Below are 21,216 nucleotides of genomic sequence, written 5' to 3'. Positions count from 1 at the left end.
AGCCAGAGAACCATGATTAGTGGAACCATAATTGAGCTTCACAAGCTTAATCGTGTCGTCGCTTCTCTTCAACCCTGAGGCACTTTTGACGGCAAGAAATATTTGGAAACAGCGAGTTAATCGAGTTGATTGGGATCTGGCTGAAGCAATTGCCGACACTTACGACAGCGGTATTCGCTCTCTTGGCGGGCGATTTTGTTGTGGCGTCGAACGGTTAGTAAGTGAGTCTGACAATGACAACGATAGGTAAAGGTTTTGCCCTGAACGGAGACTACGCTAAAGGCGTGAGTACGGCTTGGGGAAACGCCAAGCACCGTTTCCATCATCCATTGCCATTCCTGCCCGTGTGGGGATACGCGGCCAAACTGTTTATAAACCAGCAGGTGGGCTAATTCGTGGGGCACTACTTCGTCAATAAACCGTTGGCCATTTTCCGTGAGAAGCACGGCATTCAGTCTAATTTCCCAGGCTGAAAGATGGGCCGTTCCGGCAGTGGTTCCACGTTGCTGATAGCTGACTTTAGGTTCGGGATAGTCGACTTTCAGGTAGGCGTTAGCCAACGCCAGATAGTGGCGCAAACAGCGCATAACGGTTTGTTGAGTAGCAATGGGGATACGAAGTGTAGTCATGGCGGCTAGCATAGCGGGGTGGTTATCGTTGAGCAATATAAAGTAAGCAATAAAAAGTGAACAATAAAAAACGGCGGGGCCTTGTAGCCACCGCCGTTGTTGAATGTTGCTAATATGGGTTTTATTTCAGACCGGCAGCTTCACGCAGTTGGGCCGCTTTATCGGTTTTTTCCCACGGGAAGTGCTCACGGCCAAAGTGGCCATAGGCCGCGGTTTCTTGGTAGATCGGTTTAATCAGATCTAACATTTGAATCAGGCCGTAAGGGCGTAAATCAAAGAACTCGCGAACTAAATTGGTCAGACGGTCGTGTGAAATTTTCTCAGTGCCGAACGTTTCCAGCATGATTGAGGTTGGTTCCGCGATGCCGATAGCGTAAGAAACCTGAATTTCACAGCGGTCTGCTAAACCAGCCGCCACAATGTTTTTGGCAACGTAGCGGGCAGCATAGGCCGCTGAACGATCGACTTTTGACGGGTCTTTGCCAGAGAATGCGCCGCCACCGTGGCGCGCTGCGCCGCCGTAGGTATCAACGATAATCTTACGCCCGGTTAAACCACAGTCACCCATTGGCCCACCGATAACAAAACGGCCGGTCGGGTTAATAAAGTATTTGGTACCGGATGACAACCATTCAGCCGGTAATACCGGTTTAATGATGTGTTCCATTACCGCTTCCTGAAGGTCTTTCTGGCCGATGCTTTCTGCATGCTGGGTTGATAACACAACCGCATCGATACCGATGATTTTGCCGTCTTGGTACTTAAAGGTTACCTGACTTTTCGCATCAGGACGCAGCCATGGCAGCGTGCCGTTTTTACGCACCAGAGCCTGACGCTCCATTAGACGGTGTGCATAGGTAATCGGTGCGGGCATTAATACGTCGGTTTCGTTAGTCGCATAGCCGAACATGATGCCCTGATCGCCAGCGCCTTGCTCCAGCGGATCGCTACGGTCAACGCCCTGATTGATATCGCGGGACTGTTTACCGATGGCGCTCAGTACGGCACACGAGTTGGCATCGAAACCCATATCGGAATGGGTATAGCCGATGTCACACACGGTACGGCGGGTTAGTTCTTCAATATCAACCCAGGCTGAGGTAGTAATTTCGCCACCGACTAAAACCATACCGGTTTTAATATAGGTTTCACACGCCACGCGGGCTTTAGGATCTTGCTCTAGAATCGCATCAAGGACTGCATCAGATATTTGATCGGCGATTTTATCAGGATGCCCTTCGGATACGGATTCGGAAGTAAACAGGTGTTGGGCCATTTCTTCTTTTACCTCTAAAGACAGTTTGAAAAACGGTGCCGCGTTGTCACTCTGGCGGCACCGTTTTTAGCATCGGTGATAGAACCAAAAGAGAACGCGCATGCAGATTAAAGCCATTCACAGAATATGTGGGTTAATCGATATAGACGGATTAACATCTAGATGGCTATTCTAAGGAGTCACCGAGATGATTACCAGCGGTTTTTTAATTTGCAATGATGAAGTTTGGTCTAAGTGAATGTACTTTAAGGAAAATTTGTGTAGTAATGGCGTGATTTGCCGTTTTACCGTGCTCAATCGCCGCCGTTCGGGCAGAAAAATAGCGCGCAAACAGAAAGTGAACCTGAACGGCTGTTTACATTCAGTCCGGGGTTAACTAGTTTATTAATCAGCTAATTACTATTTATTTTCTGATTTCCTCGCATTTTTGTCTTAAATAAAGATTCCTTTGGCCCGAATTATAATCGTGGCATCTTCCAGACGGCTTTAAAATGGTGTTATTGATTTTTATTTACTGATTTAATTATGTTTTTTATAATCCGATAATCAAACTATCAGAGTGACATATTTCTATACAAAAATATCAGCTTCGATGGGCCGATAGGGTTATTAACAATATGAAATAGCAATATTATCGTCTATCCTTATTCGGCTAAAGAGTTATGGTCCAAGAAGGACATAATTCAGATAAAGGTTAAGTAATTCGGGAGTTTTACTTGTTCTGTCGCCCCGGGGCGAATTATCTCGCTTTAAGATTTAAGAGGTTTTGTTGGTATGACAAACGGTTCCGCAAGCAAAATGATGCGTACGTATAACGTCGCTCACTGGGGCAGTGGCTATTATGGTGTAAATGATTTAGGCCATATTACTGTTTGTCCAGATCCTGATATTCCCGATGCTCGGGTGGATCTGGCTACTTTGGTTGAAGGAATGCAGAGCAAAGGGCAACGTTTGCCGTCACTGTTTTGTTTTCCACAAATACTGCAGCACCGTTTGCGTTCTATTAACGCAGCGTTTAAGCGTGCCCGTGAGTCGTTTGGCTACGAGGGCAACTATTTCTTGGTTTATCCGATTAAAGTTAATCAACACCGTCGGGTAATTGAAGCATTGGTTAATTCCGGTGAACCCCTTGGTCTGGAAGCGGGCTCTAAAGCCGAGCTAATGGCAGTTCTTGGGCACGCCTGTTTTACCCGTTCAGTGATCGTGTGTAATGGCTATAAAGATCGGGAATATATTCGTCTGGCTTTGATTGGCGAAAAGTTGGGCCATAAGGTTTATCTGGTCATCGAAAAGATGTCAGAAATTAAGATGGTGTTGGAAGAGGCTAAGCGTCTTGACGTGATCCCTCGGCTTGGCGTGCGTGCGCGTTTGGCCTCTCAGGGGTCAGGCAAGTGGCAGGCCAGCGGCGGCGAAAAATCCAAGTTTGGTTTATCGGCTACGCAGGTACTGACGCTGGTTGAGATTTTACGTAAAGAACAGTGCCTTGATAGCCTGCAGCTATTACATTTCCATTTAGGCTCTCAGTTGTCCAATATTCGCGATATTGCCACCGGCGTGCGTGAATCTGCCCGCTTCTACGTTGAGCTGCATAAGCTGGGCGTGAATATTCAGTGCTTTGACGTCGGCGGCGGACTGGGCGTTGATTATGAAGGAACCCGCTCTCAGTCAGATTGTTCAGTAAACTATGGTCTGAATGAGTACGCGAATAACGTTATTTGGGGAATTGGTGATGCCTGTAATGAACACGGGCTGCCTCACCCAACGGTGATTACCGAGTCTGGTCGTGCGGTTACCGCGCACCATACCGTGCTGGTTTCTAACGTGATTGGCGTTGAGCGTAATGAATTTAGCGAGCCTGCGCAGCCAGAAGAAGATGCTCCCAGAGCGCTGACCAGCCTGTGGGATACCTGGCTGGAAATGCAGGAACCAGAGAACCGTCGTTCATTACGGGAATGGTTGCATGACAGTCAGTTAGATCTCAATGACGTGCATACTCAATATGCTCACGGCATGTTAGATTTACCGCATCGTGCGGCGGCAGAGCAGCTATTCCTGACGATTTGTCACCAAATCCAGCAGCAGCTTGACCCGAGTAATCGCGCCCACCGGCCGATTATTGATGAACTGCATGAGCGTATGGCCGATAAGCTGTACGTGAACTTCTCTTTGTTCCAGTCGATGCCGGACGCATGGGGTATCGATCAGCTATTTCCCGTACTGCCATTGAGCGGCCTGGATAAAGACCCAGAGCGTCGCGCCGTGTTGTTGGATATTACCTGTGACTCTGACGGAACCATTGACCACTATATTGACGGCGACGGTATGGCGACAACCATGCCAATGCCGCCTTATGATGCAGAAAATCCGCCGCTGTTAGGCTTCTTTATGGTAGGTGCCTATCAGGAAATTCTGGGTAATATGCACAATCTGTTCGGCGATACGGCATCGGTAGACGTGTTTGTGTTTGCCGATGGTACCGTTGAGGTTGAGCAGTCAGAAGAAGGCAATTCAGTGGCAGAAATGTTGGAGTATGTGCAGCTGAATCCGGAAACGCTGATGGCTCGCTATCGGGAGCAAATCAAGGCGGCTAATCTGAGTGATGAACTGGAAGTGCAGTTCCTGCAAGAGTTTGAAGCCGGGCTATATGGCTATACTTATCTTGAAGATGAGTAACTAAGGCCGAAGTGGATGGATATTGAGCTGCGTATCCATCCATTAATTTTTAGATAAATATGATGCTATAGTTTCTAATCTCTTTTTCGTTGGGCGCACGATGCTGACGTGGAGAGATTTTTTTCATCGGCTCTTGGCTTAATTCTAAAAGCAGGAGTTTAACGCCGACATTTTGAGGAATGCTATGATTAGCTCGCTTGGCAATAAGCCTGATAATTCACTGGTCTCCAATGCTTTTGGTTTCTTACGTTTCCCGCTTGATTTTCAACCGTATAACGGTGACGCAGAGTGGGTAATTACCGGTGTTCCTTTTGATATGGCAACCTCCGGTCGTTCAGGCGCCCGCCATGGGCCAGCCGCTATTCGTCAGGTTTCTACCAATCTGGCTTGGGAATCAAGCCGTTGGCCGTGGAATTTTAAGCTGCGCGATAAACTGAAGGTTGTTGACTGCGGCGACGTGGTATTCAACTTTGGTGACGCTCAGGATATGAGTGAGCAGCTTCAGGCTCACGCTGAACGGGTTCTGGCCGCCGGTAAACGTATGCTAACTTTTGGCGGTGACCACTTTGTTACTCTGCCATTATTGCGGGCTCACGCGAAACATTTTGGCAAAATGGCGCTGGTTCATTTTGATGCCCATACGGATACTTACGGTAATGGCAGCAAATTTGACCATGGCACTATGTTCTTCCATGCGCCAAATGAAGGTCTAATTGACCCTGAGCGTTCAGTACAAATTGGTATTCGCACTGAGCACGATACGGATAACGGTTTCACCGTGTTAGATGCGGGTCAGGTTAACGATCGCAGCGTTGATGATGTATTAGCCCAGATTAAGAACATCGTCGGTGATATGCCGGTATACCTGACCTTTGATATTGACTGTCTGGATCCTGCGTTTGCGCCGGGAACGGGAACGCCGGTATGCGGCGGTTTAACCTCCGATCGGGCGATGAAAATTCTGCGCGGTTTGCAGCCGTTGAATATTGTTGGTATGGACGTGGTTGAAGTGGCTCCGTCTTACGATCATGCAGAGATTACCGCGCTTGCTGCGGCCAGCGTTGCGCTGGATATGCTGTATATGCAGGCTGCCAAGAAGTAATTTGAGCCTATGGTTAACCATGTAAAATGCCGGTCAGGTTTGCCTGACCGGCATTTTTGTATCTGTTATTCAATTGAATTAACGGATGAAGCTATTTTTGAGTCCGGGACTGAAGCAAAACCCAGTCGGCATAGGCATTAATCACCGTTTGCATAAACGATTGTGTCTTCTCAGTCAGTTTTCCACCGTCATCAAAAATGGTTCCTGCATTGCTAATATAGGTTTCAGGCTGCTGCATGCAAGGAACGTTCAGAAATACCAACGATTGACGTAAATGGTGGTTAGCACCGAACCCTCCGATAGCGCCGGGCGATGCACTGACTACGGCTCCGGGTTTGCCTGACCACGCGCTTTGGCCATAAGGGCGAGAACCAACGTCGAGGGCATTTTTCAGCGCTGCAGGCACTGAGCGGTTATATTCAGGCGTAATAAACAGTACGGCGTCAGAGGCTTTAATTTTTTCACGAAACGTTTGGTAGGCGGCCGGAGGCGTTACGTCAATATCTTCACTGTAAAGCGGTAAATCACCAATCTCTACAATCTCTAGTTTGATTGAAGGAGGGGCAAGATTGGCCAGCGCCAACGCTATCTTACGGTTAATTGACTCTTTGCGTAGGCTTCCGACTAATACTGCCACGTGCTTTACTTGACTCATAAGATTAGCTCCTTAGCGTAATTGATTGTTTATTCAATAGAGTAATGACCTGATTGGAATCTAAGCGTTTTACCGTTGCTGTGAATTTTTTAAAGCAGACAGCTAAACGATAGTTGAGAATCATCATGTTGACAAAGCGAGCCAGCATTAATTGATAAAGCAGAATAGTTAGCCCGATCGGGCTAGCTTAATTCTAATGGGTATTCTGTGGCGGGTATCTTGCTACTGTTTTTACAGCAATAAAAAAATCCGAGGGAGTTAATCGCCTCGGATTTTAATTTGTTGGCATTAAATATGAATGACTAATTCATATTTCACCGTATCTTCAGCGGTAATTATTTACCCGTTGCGATACGAGTTCTGATTGCATCAGCACGCTCTTTTGAGCCTGGGTGTGAACCCAGCAGAGAACTACCTGCACCGCCGTCTAACTTAGCAAATTTATCAAATGCAGTTGCCAGACCGGCCGTGTTGATTTTTTTCTTAGTCAGGTAATCGAAAGAATAGTTATCCGCTTCAGATTCTTGAGATTGAGAGAATTGAGCGTTAACCAGTTGATTTGCGAAACCTAGAACCTGAGTATCGTTCAGCACGGCTGCAGTTTTACCGCCGTATTGAAGTGCTGCTTGAGTTGCAAATTCTGCTGCATAAGCCACTTGGAATGCTTTCTTAGTGTGGCCTAATTCTACGTGACCAATTTCGTGGCCCAGAACGCCTTCAACTTCGTTATCAGTCATCAGATCCATCAGACCGCTATACACACGGATACAGCCGTTAGCCATTGCCCATGCGTTGATATCATCAGTCAGGTAGACTTTATAGTTAAGAGGAGTTCCGTTAATGTTATTACCTAACGCTTTAGAGATTTTGTTCAGGCGTTTAGTATATTTACTGTTTTTTCCTGCGATCTTATTAGTCGCATCCATCTCTTTACATGATTGATCTGTCAGAGATTTCATGTCTGCATCACTAACGGTTACAGCGGATAGCAGCGAATCACCAATACTTCCGTTTTGACAGCCTGCTAACATTGCTGCAGATGCAACGGTTAACGCAATTAAAGTAGAGCGAATTTTCATAAAACTATCTTCCTATGATTGTGATATATAAATCGTCGAGACTGGTCCTGTCCAGTGCTAGGATCATACCAATAAAGACTTAATTTGTCATAGGCAAATCACTGAGAGTACCTGATAAAATGTGATTATGCTCACGTACGTGTAATCACATTTTGTTGCTCAGATCATAATGTTATATCAGGGTTGCTGTTTTGATGCTGGCTTGAGAAGATACGGTAGTTTTGTTTCAAGTTGATAACCCAACTTTACCCTACAATGGAGTTAAGAATGCCCTCTCATAAAGAACTCGCGAACGCTATCCGTGCGCTAAGTATGGATGCGGTGCAAAAGGCCAAGTCCGGCCATCCCGGAGCCCCGATGGGCATGGCTGACATTGCTGAAGTCCTGTGGCGGGATTTCCTCAACCACAGCCCGACTAACCCGCACTGGGCTAACCGTGACCGTTTTGTTCTCTCGAACGGCCATGGTTCTATGCTGATTTATAGCTTGCTGCATCTTACCGGTTATGACTTGTCTATCGATGACTTAAAACAGTTCCGCCAGTTACATTCTCGCACACCGGGCCACCCGGAATACGGCTATGCACCGGGCGTAGAAACCACTACCGGTCCGCTGGGGCAGGGCATCTGTAACGCCGTGGGCATGGCGATTGCCGAGCGCACGCTGGCTGCCCAGTTCAACCGCAAAGATCATGACATTGTTGACCACTTCACCTACACCTTTATGGGCGACGGCTGCATGATGGAAGGGGTTTCTCACGAAGCCTGCTCGCTGGCCGGTACTCTGAAGCTGGGTAAACTGATTGCTTTTTATGATGACAACGGTATCTCCATCGACGGTCACGTTGAAGGCTGGTTTAATGATGACACCGCTAAGCGCTTTGAAGCCTACGGCTGGCACGTTATTCCTGCTATTGACGGCCATAATTCTGACGCTATCCGCGCGGCGGTTGAACAGGCTAAAAAAGAGACCGGCAAACCTTCTCTGTTGATGTGCAAAACCGTTATCGGCTTCGGTTCGCCGAACAAAGCCGGCAGCCATGAGAGCCACGGTGCGCCGTTAGGCGATGCTGAAATTGCCGCCACCCGTGAAGCGCTGGGCTGGAAATATGAGCCTTTTGTTATTCCGCAGGATATCTATGCCGCGTGGGATGCCAAAGTCGCCGGTCAGGCGAAAGAACAGGCGTGGAATGCCCAGTTCGCTGCCTATCAGGCCGCTTATCCTGAATTGGCCGCTGAGCTTAAGCGCCGGGTCAACGGTGAATTACCGGCTGACTGGGGCTTTGAATCGCAGAAGTTTATTGAGAACCTGCAGGCCAATCCGGCGAATATCGCTAGCCGTAAGGCATCACAAAATGCGTTGGAAGCCTTTGGTAAATGCCTGCCTGAATTCCTTGGCGGTTCAGCGGACTTAGCGCCGAGTAACCTAACTATCTGGTCCGGCTCTAAATCGATTGTGGATGACTTAGCCGGTAACTACATTCACTACGGCGTGCGCGAGTTCGGCATGTCGGCGATTATGAACGGTATTGCGCTGCACGGCGGGTTCCTGCCGTACGGAGCCACCTTCCTGATGTTTATGGAGTATGCCCGCAACGCCGTACGCATGGCTGCGCTGATGAAAATCCGCAACGTGTTTGTTTATACCCATGACTCCATCGGTTTGGGCGAAGACGGCCCGACGCACCAGCCGGTAGAGCAAATTGCCAGTCTGCGCCTGACCCCGAATATGAGTACCTGGCGTCCGTGCGATCAGGTTGAATCTGCGGTAGCGTGGAAGCATGCCATTGAGCGTAATGACGGTCCTTGTGCGTTAATCTTCTCCCGTCAAAACCTGACCCAGCAGCCGCGTACGCCAGAGCAACTGGCTAACATCGCCCGCGGTGGTTATGTGTTGAAAGACAGCGCAGGCACACCGGAGCTAATTCTGATTGCCACCGGTTCAGAAGTGGGCTTAGCGGTCGATGCCGCAGACAAACTGACCGCTGAAGGCCGCAAGGTTCGGGTGGTATCAATGCCATCGACTGAAACCTTTGACCGTCAGGACCAGAGCTATCGCGAATCCGTTCTGCCGTCAGGCATTCAGGCCCGCGTAGCGATTGAAGCCGGTATTGCCGATTTCTGGTTCAAGTACGTTGGTCTGAACGGCCGTATCGTCGGTATGCACAGTTTCGGTGAATCGGCTCCGGCAGAACAGCTGTTTGAAGAGTTTGGCTTTACGGTAGATAACGTACTGACGCACGCACGAGCGCTGTTGAAGTAAGCCGTAAGTCGGAAAGACTGAAAAGCCCCGGCGGTTCATACCGTCGGGGCTTTTTTAATTGAACGGCATATTATCAGTAGTAATATTCTGAATATTTCCGTAATCTTTAATCTCATGCTGAAGCGTTTCAGTGTTTGTTGCGCACAGAGTGAAACTATCAGGCCAATACCGGAAAGAGGGCAGCCTGATGAATCGATAGGGATATCACAGACCGGCTTATGGATAACGTTTAGCATAGGGCAGATAATCTCAACTATACTTTTCGTGTTATCATTCATCACATAGTTTTATCCGGTTGTTAAATATTTTAAACGATGGTGTCAGGTTGAGTTTTAGCTTTGACTTACGCCGTGCGCAGAAAGTGATTTTTGTTAAGCAGTAGCCGCATTTTATAAGATTTAGCCGGATTTAGTTGGAACACATGGGCTGCGCTACCTAAGCCGCTCGCCTTGTGTCTCATGGCTGTTCCGGTAATTTTGAGAGAATTAACAAGAGGATTCACAATGTCTGTAATTAAGATGTCCGATTTAGATTTAGCCGGTAAACGTGTATTGATCCGTGCGGATCTCAATGTGCCCGTAAAAGATGGCAAAGTAACTTCTGATGCGCGTATCCGTGCCTCTCTTCCAACCATCGAATTGGCCTTAAAGCAAGGCGCTCGCGTGATGGTAACTTCACACTTAGGTCGTCCAACTGAGGGTGAGTACAACGAAGAGTTTTCTTTATTACCAGTTGTTAACTATCTGAAAGATGCTATCAAATCCCCCGTGCGCTTAGCTAAAGACTATTTAGACGGTGTTGATATCGCGCAGGGTGAGTTAGTTGTTTTAGAAAACGTTCGCTTCAATAAAGGCGAGAAAAAAGACGAAGAGACGTTATCTAAAAAATATGCCGCTTTATGTGATGTGTTCGTTATGGATGCATTCGGTACCGCCCACCGCGCTCAGGCTTCAACTCATGGCGTAGGTAAATTTGCCCCTATCGCCTGTGCTGGTCCGTTGCTGTCTGCTGAATTAGAAGCGTTAGGCAAAGCGCTGGGTAATCCGGCTCGCCCAATGGTTGCTATCGTTGGTGGTTCTAAAGTTTCAACTAAGCTAACCGTATTGGCTTCATTATCTAAAATTGCTGACCAGCTGGTAGTTGGCGGCGGTATTGCGAATACCTTTATTGCGGCGCAGGGCCATAACGTTGGTAAATCGCTGTACGAAGCCGATTTGATTCCTGAAGCAAAAAGACTGATGGAAACCTGTCATATTCCGGTTCCTACCGATGTTCGCGTAGCCACTGAGTTTTCTGAAACTGCGCCTGCAACCCTGAAATCTGTTGCTGATATCAAAGACGGTGAGCAGGTTCTGGACTTAGGCGACGATTCTGCCGAAGAGTTGGCGGCGATCTTAAGAAATGCGAAAACCATTCTATGGAACGGTCCGGTAGGCGTGTTTGAATTCCCTAACTTCCGTAAAGGTACCGAAGTGATTGCTCAGGCGATCGCTGACAGCGATGCGTTCTCGATTGCCGGCGGTGGTGACACTTTAGCCGCCATCGACTTATTCGGTATTGAAGATAAAATTTCTTATATTTCAACCGGCGGTGGTGCGTTCCTTGAGTTCGTTGAAGGAAAACAGTTACCGGCCGTAGTGATGCTCGAAGAGCGTGCAAAAGGTTAATGTCATTAACGGCGGGAGGCTTTACGGTCTCCCGTTTTTTCTATGACAGATCGAAGAATGACGATTCTTTCCCACTCAATAGTTAATGAAAATAGGACTAGCCGCATGTCTAAAATTTTTGATTTCGTAAAACCAGGCGTGATTACTGGTGATGATGTTCAGAAAGTATTCCAAATTGCTAAAGAGAATAGCTTTGCATTACCGGCTGTAAACTGCGTAGGTACTGATTCAATTAATGCTGTGATTGAAGCGGCTGCAAAAGTTCGTGCGCCGGTTATCATTCAGTTCTCTAACGGTGGCGCTCAGTTTATTGCCGGTAAAGGTATGAAGCTGGAAGGCCAAAGCGCTGCTATTATCGGTGCTATCTCTGGTGCGAAACACGTTCATTTAGTCGCTGAGCACTACGGTGTGCCCGTTATTCTGCATACTGACCACTGCGCTAAGAAGTTACTACCATGGTTAGACGGCTTACTGGAAGCGGGTGAAAAGCATTTCGCTGAAACCGGTAAACCGCTGTTCTCTTCTCACATGATTGACCTGTCTGAAGAGTCACTGGAAGAGAATATCGAGATTTGTAGCCAGTATCATAAGCGTATGTCTAAAATCGGCATGACGTTAGAGATTGAACTGGGTTGCACCGGCGGTGAAGAAGACGGCGTAGATAACAGCCATTTAGATAACTCAGCGCTGTACACTCAGCCAGAAGACGTTGATTACGCTTACGAGAAACTGAACGCTATCAGCCCGCGTTTCACCATTGCCGCTTCGTTTGGTAACGTTCACGGCGTGTATAAGCCGGGTAACGTTCAACTGACGCCAAAAATTCTGCGCAACTCTCAGGATTTCGTGTGTAAGAAACACAATCTGCCGCACAATGCGCTGAACTTCGTGTTCCACGGTGGTTCAGGTTCTACCGCTGAAGAAATTAAAGAAGCCGTGGGCTATGGCGTAGTTAAAATGAATATCGACACCGATACCCAATGGGCAACGTGGGAAGGCATTCTTAGCTACTACAACAAGAACAAAGACTATCTGCAGGGCCAACTGGGTAACCCAGAAGGTGCTGACAAGCCGAACAAGAAATATTATGACCCGCGTGCATGGCTACGTTCGGCTCAGGCCACCATGATTGCTCGCTTAGAAAAAGCCTTTAAAGAACTGAACTGCGAAAACGTACTGTAATTATTTAACGTTACCGGCTCGTTTAAACTAAAACCCCCGGCAGGGAAACCGCCGGGGGTTTTTTATAGGTCAATGCTTATAGGTCAATGCGTTACTGACTAATTTAGCCACGCCTTGAGCGGTTAGAAGCTATCCTGCTGTAGATAGCTCCATGCGTACTGGGCATAAAGCTCCGCCCCTTTAATCATGGCATCTTCATCAATATTAAAACAGCCGTGGTGGTGAGCCCAATCCGTTCCTTTTTCTACATTGCGCGAACCCAATAAAGCATAGCAGCCGGGAATATTTTCCATATAGAAACTGAAGTCTTCACCGCCGGTCGTTGGTTTCTCCGCAAACAGGCTGTCATCGCCAAAGGCAGCGCGAACGACAGACTGAGCCAATAGGGCGCTGCGTTCTTCATTGATCACCGGCAACGTGCCATAAATATACTCAACCTTGGCCGTTGCGCCGTACATGGCGGCCGTGTGGTCGGCATAGCGCTCGATAGCGGCTTTGATTCTTTCGCGGTTCTCAACGTTGAAAGTTCGCACGGTGCCGTCCAGTACTGCATTTTCTGCAATCACGTTAAAGCGGGTTCCGACGTCTATTTTACCGATGGTGACTACGGCAGGTTCCAGCGGTGAGGTTTCACGGGAAACGATCGATTGTAGGTTCATCACAAATGAAGAGGCCACTACCGCGGCATCAACGCAGGCTTCCGGCATAGAGCCATGTCCGCCACGGCCTTTAAATGCGATCTTGAGTAAGTCGGTAGCGGCAAAAGCCGACCCAACGTTACATGAGATTTTTCCCGTCGGAGAGATAGACCAGATATGCATGCCAAATACGTTGTCGACGCCTTCAATCGCACCCTGTTTCACCATCTCGATGGCACCCTGAGCAATCTCTTCTGCCGGTTGGAATATCAGACGTACGTTACCGCGCAGCTCGGCTCTATGTTCATACAGGGTTTTTGCCGCCGCGAGCAGCATCGCCGTATGGGCATCGTGGCCACAGGCGTGCATTTTTCCCGGAGTTTGTGATTTATAGCTTAGCGTATCATTAAGCTCGAGCACCGGCAGAGCATCCATATCTGCGCGTAACGCCACGGTTTTACCGGTTTTTCCACCTTTAATCTCGGCGATGACGCCGGTCGGTTTAGTCAGTTTAAACGAGATACCAATGGCTTGTAGCGCTTGGGCAACTTTCTGAGTGGTTCGTACTTCTTCCCAAGGTAGTTCAGGGTGCGCATGTAAATCACGGCGAAACGCAATCATCTCTTGCTGATGATTTTTTATCGATGCCGCAATATTTGGGTTAATCATACTGAGTTGCCTCTGTTATTTCTTTTACCGTATGAAAAATGACGTCTACGCCTTTCTGAATTTGTTGATAGTCAGTCCATTCGTCAGGATGGTGGCTGAGCCCGTTGCGGCTAGGTACAAACACCAGACCGACGTCGCAGATACCGGCAAAAATCATCGCATCGTGCCCGGCTCCGCTGACCATGGTTTTGCTGCTTAAGCCTAGCCGATCGCTATGCCTTTTCAGTGACTGATGCAGGCTTGGATCAAGCGGCGTTGGCTGTACATACAACGGTTGTTCTATATGGTAGATGATACCGTCGCCCGCGTTTTGCTGAATACAGCTTTTAGTCTGTTCAATGACCTGATTTAGCCTGTCGGCGCTCTTGGAGCGAATGTCGACCGTAAAGACAACTTTATTCGGAATGACGTTGGCACCGTTAGGAAAAACCTGCAGTTTTCCGACGGTGGCAACCGTTGCCCCACCTGCCTGACGGGCAAAGTCACCAATCTGGCTAACCATTCGGCTGGTAGCAACCAGCGCATCTTGGCGGCTATCCATTGGCGTGGTGCCCGCATGGCCTGCTTTGCCGGTAATTGTGACGATCAGTTGGCTGATACCCACAATGGTATCTACCAGCCCAACGTCAGTATTGGATTGTTCAAGTACAGGGCCTTGTTCGATATGCAGCTCAATGAACGCCTTAATTGATTGCGGTGAACGAATAACGCTATTGACGCCCTCGGGATGAAAACCTGATTCGGTCATGCGGGCGGCGGCGGATATCCCTTCACTGTCGTACAGCGTATCGAGTTCATTGGCGGTAATTTTACCGGCAATAGCACAGGAAGCCAGCAGCCCTCGGCCGAAGCTAGCGCCTTCTTCTTCGACCAGCGCAACGACTTCCAGCGGATAACGCGGCGTGAGCCTATGTTCGTGAAACAGCGTGGCGATTTCTAATCCCATCACTACGCCCGCGGGGCCATCAAATGCTCCGCCGTGAGGCACTGAGTCAAAGTGTGAGCCAATCATCACCGACGGCAACGTTGGCTCTTTTCCCACTAGTTTGCCAAAGATATTGCCAATGGCGTCTTCCCGCACCGTCAGGCCTGCCGCCAACATCTGGGCCTTGATGTATTCGCGCGCCTGTTTACCCTGAGCGCTATAGCTCATTCGGGTTGTGCCTTGGCCGGGGGTTGCCGTAAAAGTGGCTATCTGCTCAATGTGTTGCTGAATTCTGCCCGTATTTGCGTGTATCATTTTTTATCCTGCAACTGGCGTAATGTATCCCACCATAATGCCAGCCATAACCACGGATACCATAGTGACGGAAATAAATCCTCCGACTAGCATTGGCCCTAACATATGGTTAGTTAATATCTGGCGCTCTTTTTCATTCTTGGTCAGTGCCGTAATGGCTTCATTGGTAATGATGTAATCCGCCGGAAAGCCATACAGGGCGGTTAGTGAAATAGCAAAAGCCATTTCCATACTAACGCCCAGCATTTTTCCAACAATCCATGAAATGATAAACATACCAATAATGGCGGTACCAATCAGGATAACCATTGGAAACAGTAAGCGCATTAACATCTCTGGCGTAGCTTTATTCAGCGTATCAAAGATGAATAGCATCAGGGCCATAACGGCAAAGCCAAACCCATTCGCTTTTTGCAATGGCTGCTTTTCCAGAAAACCAAAAGAGGCGGCGGCAACGCCAAACAATAGGCAAAGTACAAACGGACTGATGCTGACGAACGGTGCGGCCGCCATTGAAGCGCTATAGGCCAGATAGGAAATTAGCGCGAGCCGCACAAATTTGAAGTAACTGGTATTGTAGTGGGTCGGAATAACGCTGAATAGCCGCGGCATTTTATCTTCGGCAACAATAGTGGTCGGCTGGTGTGCGTCGTCGGCTGGCGTTATATCATCATTCTGCCATTCTCCTGCCCGGTACTTTTTCAGCACTCTTTTGCCTTCACGCTGCAACATGATGGCGGTTAATGAATAACCGGCAAATCCCTGCATCACGTAAATCAAGATAGCAAAAACGGACAGGTCAACTAGCCCTGCCTCTGCGGCACCTTTTGACATAATAATCGACGAAACGATACCACCGACTAACGGCGGAATAGTGACAATTGCCGTATTGCGGTCAAACATCAGCATACAAACGATAAATACCGCAGCGGTAATGCCAGCGATACCGGACAGTGATATGACAATGGTTTTCCACTGTCTGACTAGCTCTTTTAGAGAAAGCAGCGTGCCCATATTGGTAATGAGCAAATACATCACCATGATGGCAACCGGCGTTGTAATTCCGGCAACGTTGACAATGTCTTTTGGAAAAAACGTCCAATACCCAATGAGAAATAGTACGGCGCAAACGAAAACTGATGGGATCCACGCCTTGGTTTTAACGGAGATAACGTCTCCGATATATAGAATTGATATAACTAACAGCAGAGCTAACATCTGTGACATTGGGTACTTCCATATTTATCTATGCCAGACTAACGGTTGTTTTAGCGTTTAAACCTAATAGTTTGTCTGATTTTGGTTAATGATATTTGAAGTTGTCTAAAAAATGATTATTTAATAGAAGGTTAAACTACGTTGAATTGTTTATTGCTGTCAATAGCTGTACTCATAGCTATTTATCCGAACGGTATGATTAATAAACAATATTAGGATTCTGGAATATAAACCGCGTTTATTTTTTGAGCGTTAATGCATTTCTATCAGGCTGATATTTTTATCATGTATGGCGATTACTCATTAAAGTAATAACGATAATTTTTGGCATGAATTGATATTATTGACTAATATTATAGATTTTATTGATACAATGTGTTGGTTGTCGCTCATCAATTAACGTTTTGTTTTATGTGCTTGAATTGAATGTGGGGGGCGTATTATGAATAACACCGCTATTGAACATCACTTTACGCAGTTTGAAACCTGGCTGTCGGCAAATAAAAACTTTCTCATTGATTCAGTTATCAATTTAGCTGTCGCTTTGGCGATCCTCGTTATTGGTTTTATTCTCGCGCGTAACGTCGCCAGAATCGCTATCAGAGTGATGGATGCGCGTTCAATCGATGCTACCGTCAGCCGTTTTATTTCAGCGCTGGTGCGCTATGCGGTGATTACTTTCACCATTATTGCCGCACTAGGACACGTCGGGGTGCAAACGGCATCGGTGATTGCCGTGCTGGGTGCCGCCGGTTTAGCCGTTGGTCTGGCACTGCAAGGGTCATTGGCTAACTTTGCCGCCGGGGTGATTCTTGTCACTTTTCGTCCGTTTCGGGTCGGGGAGTTTATTACCTTCGGCGCCGTTAGCGGTACCATTACCAGCATTCAGATCTTTTCAACAACCATGACGACTGCCGACGGTAAAATGGTGGTGGTGCCCAACGGTAAGGTTATTGCCGGTGAAATTATTAACTTCTCTCGCGAGCCTCATCGCCGGTTGGATATGATTATCAACGTTGGCCATGATTCTGATATCGATCGGGTGAAGGTGACGTTGAACGACGTGATTAATAAAGAGCCGCGTATTGTAAAGCCGTTAGGTATTACCGTACGTTTGCATGAAATGGCCGCATCTTCTCTCAGCTTTACGGTGAGAGTGTGGGTAAAAAACGGTGATTTCAGCGAAGTGAATTTTGATTTGCTGGAAAATTTTAAACGGGCTCTGGATGCTGGCCAAATTAAGCTTTCGTAAGCGTAAATGGATGTGCTAAGTATTTGAATCACCAGCGTAGCCTTTCTTCGTCGGCCGTGATCAATATTATTAGCGCTGTCTAATGACCAATTAGAATTATCCATTTCTCACTGCCTGCGGCGTACGGTAGGCTATCGGACCAATAAGCTCAGGTTGATGTGAGGAATAACGTGCTGCTAACGTATTTTCAAGGGATAGTGATGGGAATGGCGATGATCCTGCCCATCGGGCCGCAAAATGCGTTTGTGCTATCGCAGGGGATCCGGCGCCAGCATGCGGTCATGGTTGCCGGGCTGTGTGCCGTCAGTGACGCGATTCTGATTTCGCTGGGCGTTTTCGGCGGCGGTGCTTTGCTGGCTCAGTCTCCTCTATTGCTACAGATCGTGACATGGGGTGGGGTGTTTTTTCTAATCTGGTACGGATGGGGGGCGTTCAGCGCTGCGCTGGGGAAGGGAAGTGCACAGATTAATCTGGATGCCACGACGTCTCACAGTCGTTATCGGATTATGGTTACCGTGCTGGCCGTAACGTGGCTGAATCCACACGTTTACCTTGATACGGTAGTGGTCTTAGGCAGCTTGGGAGAGCAGTTTGGGGCGTTACGCCTATGGTTTGTAATGGGCGCGGTATCGGCATCCGTCATTTGGTTTTTTTCGCTGGCGCTGTTGTCATCGTGGTTGGCTCCATGGTTACAAAAAAGTCAGGCTCAGCGGGGAATTAATTTCGCCGTTGGATCGGTCATGTGGTTGATTGCTTTTCAACTGGCAAAACATGCTCTGCTGGAACAGTAAAATAATGCATTGATGAGAGAATAGTTTATCGCTGCGGGATACTTTTACTTTTCGCGCTGTCTGAAAATATTGCGCAGGTGGGCGCATCAATGACCAATCAATTCAAGGATAAGTGATGAAATTAAAAACTTTGGCTATAGCGGCGATGGTTGCTATGTTACCGCTGACTACGATGGCCGCTGAATTACCTGACGGTCCGCACATTGTGACCACCGGTACTAGCTCTATTAACGTTGTTCCTGATATGGCAACGCTGATGATTGACGTGTCGGTAACTAACAAAGAGGCGGCCGAAGCTAAAAAGCAGAATGATGAACGCGTTGCTAAATATATGGACCTGCTTGAAAAGAACGGTATCGCTAAAGCAGATATTGCCGCCGCGAATATTCAGACCCGTCTGGACTATAGCTACAGCAGCGGCATTATCAGCAGTAAAGCGGCGAAAGAGTATGTCGCTACTCGTCAGGTAAAAGTTACGGTTCGCAATCTGGATAAGCTGAATACACTGCTAGACGGTGCGCTGTCTAGCGGGCTGAATGAAATTCGTGATATTCATTTGGGCGTTGTTAAAGATGACGCGTTCCGGGCTGAAGCGCGTAAAAAGGCAGTTGATGACGCGATCGCTCAGGCTAAAGATTTAGCCAAAGATTTTGGCGTAACGTTAGGCTCGGTCTACAGCATTAGCTATCGTGCACCGAACTCAGAACCTGCTCCGATGATGCGTACCTATAAAGCAGAGTCAGATTCATCAACCAGCGCCGACCAGACCTATCAACAGCAAAGTATCAGCTTTGACGATCGGGTTGACGTGGTGTTTGATATCAAACCATAAGCCGCTTAGATTTGCCTTAATACCTGGCGCCCGTAGCTTAGCAGGGCGTCAGTCACCCCTCGCATAATCTTACTTTCCGGCGAGAAGCGGTGCCAGTAGAGCATCCGGCGTTGACAAAGCCCCGGCGTTAAGTCCATTAATTCTCCGTTAGCCAACTCTTTTTCTATCTGCAAATGCGGAATCATACAGCAGGTGGTTCCCTGCTTAGCCAGCTGTACAAACGCTTCTGATGAGCTGACGATATGGCACGGAACGCTGCCCGGCGGTAAATCGAAATTTTGCTGTAAGAAAGCCTGATGCATATCGTCCAGATGGTCAAATGCGACCGCTGGCGCTTTCAGTAGCGCAGGGCGGGTTACGCCATTTGGGAAATAACGGGCGGCAAAGTCCGGAGAGGCAACAAAAATGTAGTCCAGTGCGCCAAGCTGATCGACCAGACAACGCGGTAGCGCCTGAGGCTGAATACTCACTGCGCCAACCACTTCTCCCAAACGTAATCGCTCTTGGGTGCGGGTTTCATCCTCGACCTGTAGGTTAAGCCGAATCGGGGAGTCGGATAATACTGGCTTTAGCGCAGGTAATAACCAGGTCGCCAGACTGTCAGCATTGACCGCAAGGGATAGCTGGAGCGGCGAGTCTGCACTGCCTTCATCGCTGAGCCATTCATCTTCTAATAGCTCAACCTGATGCAACAGCGCTAACAGTTTCTGCCCTTGTTCCGTTGGCCGGGGTGGTACCGTGCGGATGAGCAGCGGCTGACCATAAAGGTATTCTAACTGTTTGATCCGCTGAGATACGGCTGATTGGGTGATGCAAAGCTTTTGGGCCGCGCGTTCAAAGCCGCGTTCACGGATGACGGCATCCAGCGCCTGAAGCACGCGATAGTCTGGGCGTTTCATTCCTATGTATTCTCCGTTTGTGTATGGCCGTTTTTATTATTTTATTCAGCGGCATGGTTACACTATGCCATATTTTTATTCTTGTCGTATCTTTCCGATCGGTTTAACTGTATCCACGGTCAGGTTGCTTTATAATAGCCCCACTTTTGACAGCATAGGTAGACACCCCATGACGCAGGATGAACTGAAAAAGGCCGTAGGCTGGGCCGCGCTAAAATATGTGCGCCCGGGCACCATTGTTGGCGTAGGTACTGGCTCAACGGCGGCCCATTTTATTGACGCACTCGGTTCAATAAAACACCAGATTGAAGGCGCGGTATCCAGCTCCAATGATTCAACGGCTAAGCTTAAGCAGTTAGGTATTCAGGTTTTTGACTGCAACGACGTAGACTCTCTAGACATTTACGTTGATGGCGCTGATGAAATCAACGGCCATATGCAAATGATCAAAGGCGGCGGCGCGGCGTTAACCCGTGAGAAAATTATTGCCGCTATCGCCCGTAAGTTTATCTGTATTGCTGACGGCTCTAAGCAGGTTGATATTCTGGGCGCATTTCCGCTACCGGTTGAAGTTATTCCCATGGCCCGTTCTTATGTTGCCCGCGAGCTGGTTAAGCTTGGCGGCACGCCGGAATATCGTCAGGGTGTAGTGACAGACAACGGTAATATCATTCTGGACGTGCGTAACTTAAACATTATGAATGCCGTTGAGATGGAAAATAAAATCAATAATATTGCCGGTGTAGTCACCGTTGGGCTTTTTGCTAATCGTAAGGCTGACGTTGCGCTGATTGGCACCCCTGACGGCGTTAAAGTCATTGAATAACTAAAAAACTATATTAAAACAGTCAATTAGCCTTTTAGTTACACCCTATAACGGCGTCTAACAGGCTAATTTCCTCTTGCTCTGAACCTGATTGTTCAAAATAATTTGTAGCTAAATTAAATATTTTTAATTTGGTGATATATATCACATTTTCGACTCATGCAACATAAAGCCGCTACTCTGTTGTGGCTAAACCAGAATAAACCACCTAATTTGAAATATTCACATATTCCTTCTGCTGGCGCATAGGCAATCGGTTGTATTGCCGTAACTTCTATATTTGCTATGTTGGCTGGACAGGGTTCAAATAATAATCACGGGGCAGG

General features: G+C 47.9%; 17 protein-coding genes. 9 read left to right on the top strand and 8 right to left on the bottom strand.

What is annotated here, in order from left to right; genetic code table 11:
• Positions 1-116: 116 nt before the first annotated feature.
• Positions 117-629, bottom strand: coding sequence for a SprT family zinc-dependent metalloprotease (locus GVI43_RS05870; RefSeq protein ID WP_159565932.1), 513 nt, complete (start codon positions 627-629; stop codon positions 117-119).
• 121 nt (positions 630-750) lie between these two features.
• Positions 751-1,905 (bottom strand): methionine adenosyltransferase, encoded by a 1,155-nt coding sequence (gene metK / locus GVI43_RS05865; protein WP_159565931.1) that lies wholly within the window; start codon positions 1,903-1,905, stop codon positions 751-753.
• 774 nt (positions 1,906-2,679) lie between these two features.
• On the opposite strand from metK, the gene speA reads away from it, so the two are divergent.
• Both speA and speB read left to right on the top strand, forming a co-directional pair.
• A complete protein-coding gene (gene speA, locus GVI43_RS05860) occupies positions 2,680-4,578 on the top strand; it encodes a biosynthetic arginine decarboxylase (RefSeq protein ID WP_159565930.1) in 1,899 nt (632 codons plus the stop codon).
• Positions 4,579-4,765: 187 nt separating this feature from the next.
• Positions 4,766-5,680: an agmatinase gene (speB, locus tag GVI43_RS05855; protein ID WP_159566063.1), complete on the top strand. Its 915-nt coding sequence runs from the start codon at positions 4,766-4,768 to the stop codon at positions 5,678-5,680.
• Positions 5,681-5,771: 91 nt separating this feature from the next.
• Here the strand turns inward: speB and GVI43_RS05850 are convergent, their stop codons facing one another.
• Both GVI43_RS05850 and GVI43_RS05845 read right to left on the bottom strand, forming a co-directional pair.
• A complete protein-coding gene (locus GVI43_RS05850) occupies positions 5,772-6,335 on the bottom strand; it encodes an NADPH-dependent FMN reductase (RefSeq protein ID WP_159565929.1) in 564 nt (187 codons plus the stop codon).
• A gap of 335 nt (positions 6,336-6,670) precedes the next feature.
• Positions 6,671-7,414: a M48 family metallopeptidase gene (locus GVI43_RS05845; RefSeq protein ID WP_159565928.1), complete on the bottom strand. Its 744-nt coding sequence runs from the start codon at positions 7,412-7,414 to the stop codon at positions 6,671-6,673.
• 267 nt (positions 7,415-7,681) lie between these two features.
• Here GVI43_RS05845 and tkt point away from each other — a divergent pair, with 267 nt between their 5' ends.
• The 3 genes from tkt to fbaA all read left to right on the top strand — a co-directional run bounded on the left by tkt (position 7,682) and on the right by fbaA (position 12,525).
• Complete coding sequence (gene tkt, locus GVI43_RS05840; RefSeq protein WP_159565927.1) at positions 7,682-9,676, top strand: transketolase; 1,995 nt, start codon at positions 7,682-7,684, stop codon at positions 9,674-9,676.
• A gap of 503 nt (positions 9,677-10,179) precedes the next feature.
• A complete protein-coding gene (gene pgk / locus GVI43_RS05835) occupies positions 10,180-11,343 on the top strand; it encodes a phosphoglycerate kinase (protein WP_159565926.1) in 1,164 nt (387 codons plus the stop codon).
• Positions 11,344-11,448: 105 nt separating this feature from the next.
• Positions 11,449-12,525, top strand: a complete 1,077-nt coding sequence (gene fbaA, locus GVI43_RS05830; protein WP_159565925.1) for a class II fructose-bisphosphate aldolase — start codon at positions 11,449-11,451, stop codon at positions 12,523-12,525.
• 122 nt (positions 12,526-12,647) lie between these two features.
• Here the strand turns inward: fbaA and GVI43_RS05825 are convergent, their stop codons facing one another.
• Genes GVI43_RS05825 through GVI43_RS05815 form a run of 3 tightly spaced genes read right to left on the bottom strand, consistent with a single transcriptional unit; the run spans position 12,648 to position 16,299 of the window.
• Positions 12,648-13,832 (bottom strand): amidohydrolase, encoded by a 1,185-nt coding sequence (locus GVI43_RS05825; protein ID WP_159565924.1) that lies wholly within the window; start codon positions 13,830-13,832, stop codon positions 12,648-12,650.
• Positions 13,825-15,072, bottom strand: coding sequence for a Zn-dependent hydrolase (locus GVI43_RS05820; protein ID WP_159565923.1), 1,248 nt, complete (start codon positions 15,070-15,072; stop codon positions 13,825-13,827). Before GVI43_RS05820 ends, GVI43_RS05825 begins: the two co-directional genes overlap by 8 nt.
• A gap of 3 nt (positions 15,073-15,075) precedes the next feature.
• A complete protein-coding gene (locus GVI43_RS05815) occupies positions 15,076-16,299 on the bottom strand; it encodes a hypothetical protein (protein ID WP_159565922.1) in 1,224 nt (407 codons plus the stop codon).
• 433 nt (positions 16,300-16,732) lie between these two features.
• Between GVI43_RS05815 and mscS the strand changes: the two genes are divergently transcribed.
• The 3 genes from mscS (at position 16,733) to GVI43_RS05800 (ending at position 19,165) form a co-directional block, all read left to right on the top strand.
• Positions 16,733-17,542, top strand: coding sequence for a small-conductance mechanosensitive channel MscS (gene mscS, locus GVI43_RS05810; protein ID WP_159565921.1), 810 nt, complete (start codon positions 16,733-16,735; stop codon positions 17,540-17,542).
• 170 nt (positions 17,543-17,712) lie between these two features.
• Positions 17,713-18,333, top strand: coding sequence for an arginine exporter ArgO (gene argO, locus GVI43_RS05805; RefSeq protein ID WP_159565920.1), 621 nt, complete (start codon positions 17,713-17,715; stop codon positions 18,331-18,333).
• Between the two features lie 115 nt (positions 18,334-18,448).
• Positions 18,449-19,165 carry an oxidative stress defense protein gene (locus GVI43_RS05800; protein ID WP_159565919.1) on the top strand — a complete coding sequence of 239 codons (717 nt, stop codon included), beginning with the start codon at positions 18,449-18,451 and terminating at the stop codon, positions 19,163-19,165.
• A 5-nt stretch (positions 19,166-19,170) separates the two neighbouring features.
• Here the strand turns inward: GVI43_RS05800 and GVI43_RS05795 are convergent, their stop codons facing one another.
• Complete coding sequence (locus GVI43_RS05795; protein ID WP_159565918.1) at positions 19,171-20,064, bottom strand: LysR family transcriptional regulator ArgP; 894 nt, start codon at positions 20,062-20,064, stop codon at positions 19,171-19,173.
• A gap of 169 nt (positions 20,065-20,233) precedes the next feature.
• Between GVI43_RS05795 and rpiA the strand changes: the two genes are divergently transcribed.
• Positions 20,234-20,890 (top strand): ribose-5-phosphate isomerase RpiA, encoded by a 657-nt coding sequence (gene rpiA, locus GVI43_RS05790; RefSeq protein ID WP_159565917.1) that lies wholly within the window; start codon positions 20,234-20,236, stop codon positions 20,888-20,890.
• Positions 20,891-21,216: the final 326 nt, after the last annotated feature.

Origin of the sequence: Budvicia diplopodorum, from assembly GCF_009800925.1 — a bacterium.
Classification (GTDB): Bacteria; Pseudomonadota; Gammaproteobacteria; order Enterobacterales; family Enterobacteriaceae; genus Budvicia; species Budvicia diplopodorum.
Note: the sequence above shows the minus strand (reverse complement) of the source record. Positions and strands in the feature narration are given on the sequence as shown.

Excerpts from the sequence above, each read along its gene's own strand:
- GVI43_RS05795 (WP_159565918.1), bottom strand. The coding sequence starts at position 20,064 with ATGAAACGCCCAGACTATCGCGTGCTTCAGGCGCTGGATGCCGTCATC.
- GVI43_RS05870 (WP_159565932.1), bottom strand. The coding sequence starts at position 629 with ATGACTACACTTCGTATCCCCATTGCTACTCAACAAACCGTTATGCGC.
- GVI43_RS05820 (WP_159565923.1), bottom strand. The coding sequence starts at position 15,072 with ATGATACACGCAAATACGGGCAGAATTCAGCAACACATTGAGCAGATA.
- rpiA (WP_159565917.1), top strand. The coding sequence starts at position 20,234 with ATGACGCAGGATGAACTGAAAAAGGCCGTAGGCTGGGCCGCGCTAAAA.
- GVI43_RS05815 (WP_159565922.1), bottom strand. The coding sequence starts at position 16,299 with ATGTCACAGATGTTAGCTCTGCTGTTAGTTATATCAATTCTATATATC.
- fbaA (WP_159565925.1), top strand. The coding sequence starts at position 11,449 with ATGTCTAAAATTTTTGATTTCGTAAAACCAGGCGTGATTACTGGTGAT.
- pgk (WP_159565926.1), top strand. The coding sequence starts at position 10,180 with ATGTCTGTAATTAAGATGTCCGATTTAGATTTAGCCGGTAAACGTGTA.
- GVI43_RS05800 (WP_159565919.1), top strand. The coding sequence starts at position 18,449 with ATGAAATTAAAAACTTTGGCTATAGCGGCGATGGTTGCTATGTTACCG.
- tkt (WP_159565927.1), top strand. The coding sequence starts at position 7,682 with ATGCCCTCTCATAAAGAACTCGCGAACGCTATCCGTGCGCTAAGTATG.
- GVI43_RS05850 (WP_159565929.1), bottom strand. The coding sequence starts at position 6,335 with ATGAGTCAAGTAAAGCACGTGGCAGTATTAGTCGGAAGCCTACGCAAA.
- speA (WP_159565930.1), top strand. The coding sequence starts at position 2,680 with ATGACAAACGGTTCCGCAAGCAAAATGATGCGTACGTATAACGTCGCT.
- GVI43_RS05825 (WP_159565924.1), bottom strand. The coding sequence starts at position 13,832 with ATGATTAACCCAAATATTGCGGCATCGATAAAAAATCATCAGCAAGAG.
- GVI43_RS05845 (WP_159565928.1), bottom strand. The coding sequence starts at position 7,414 with ATGAAAATTCGCTCTACTTTAATTGCGTTAACCGTTGCATCTGCAGCA.
- mscS (WP_159565921.1), top strand. The coding sequence starts at position 16,733 with ATGAATAACACCGCTATTGAACATCACTTTACGCAGTTTGAAACCTGG.
- metK (WP_159565931.1), bottom strand. The coding sequence starts at position 1,905 with ATGGCCCAACACCTGTTTACTTCCGAATCCGTATCCGAAGGGCATCCT.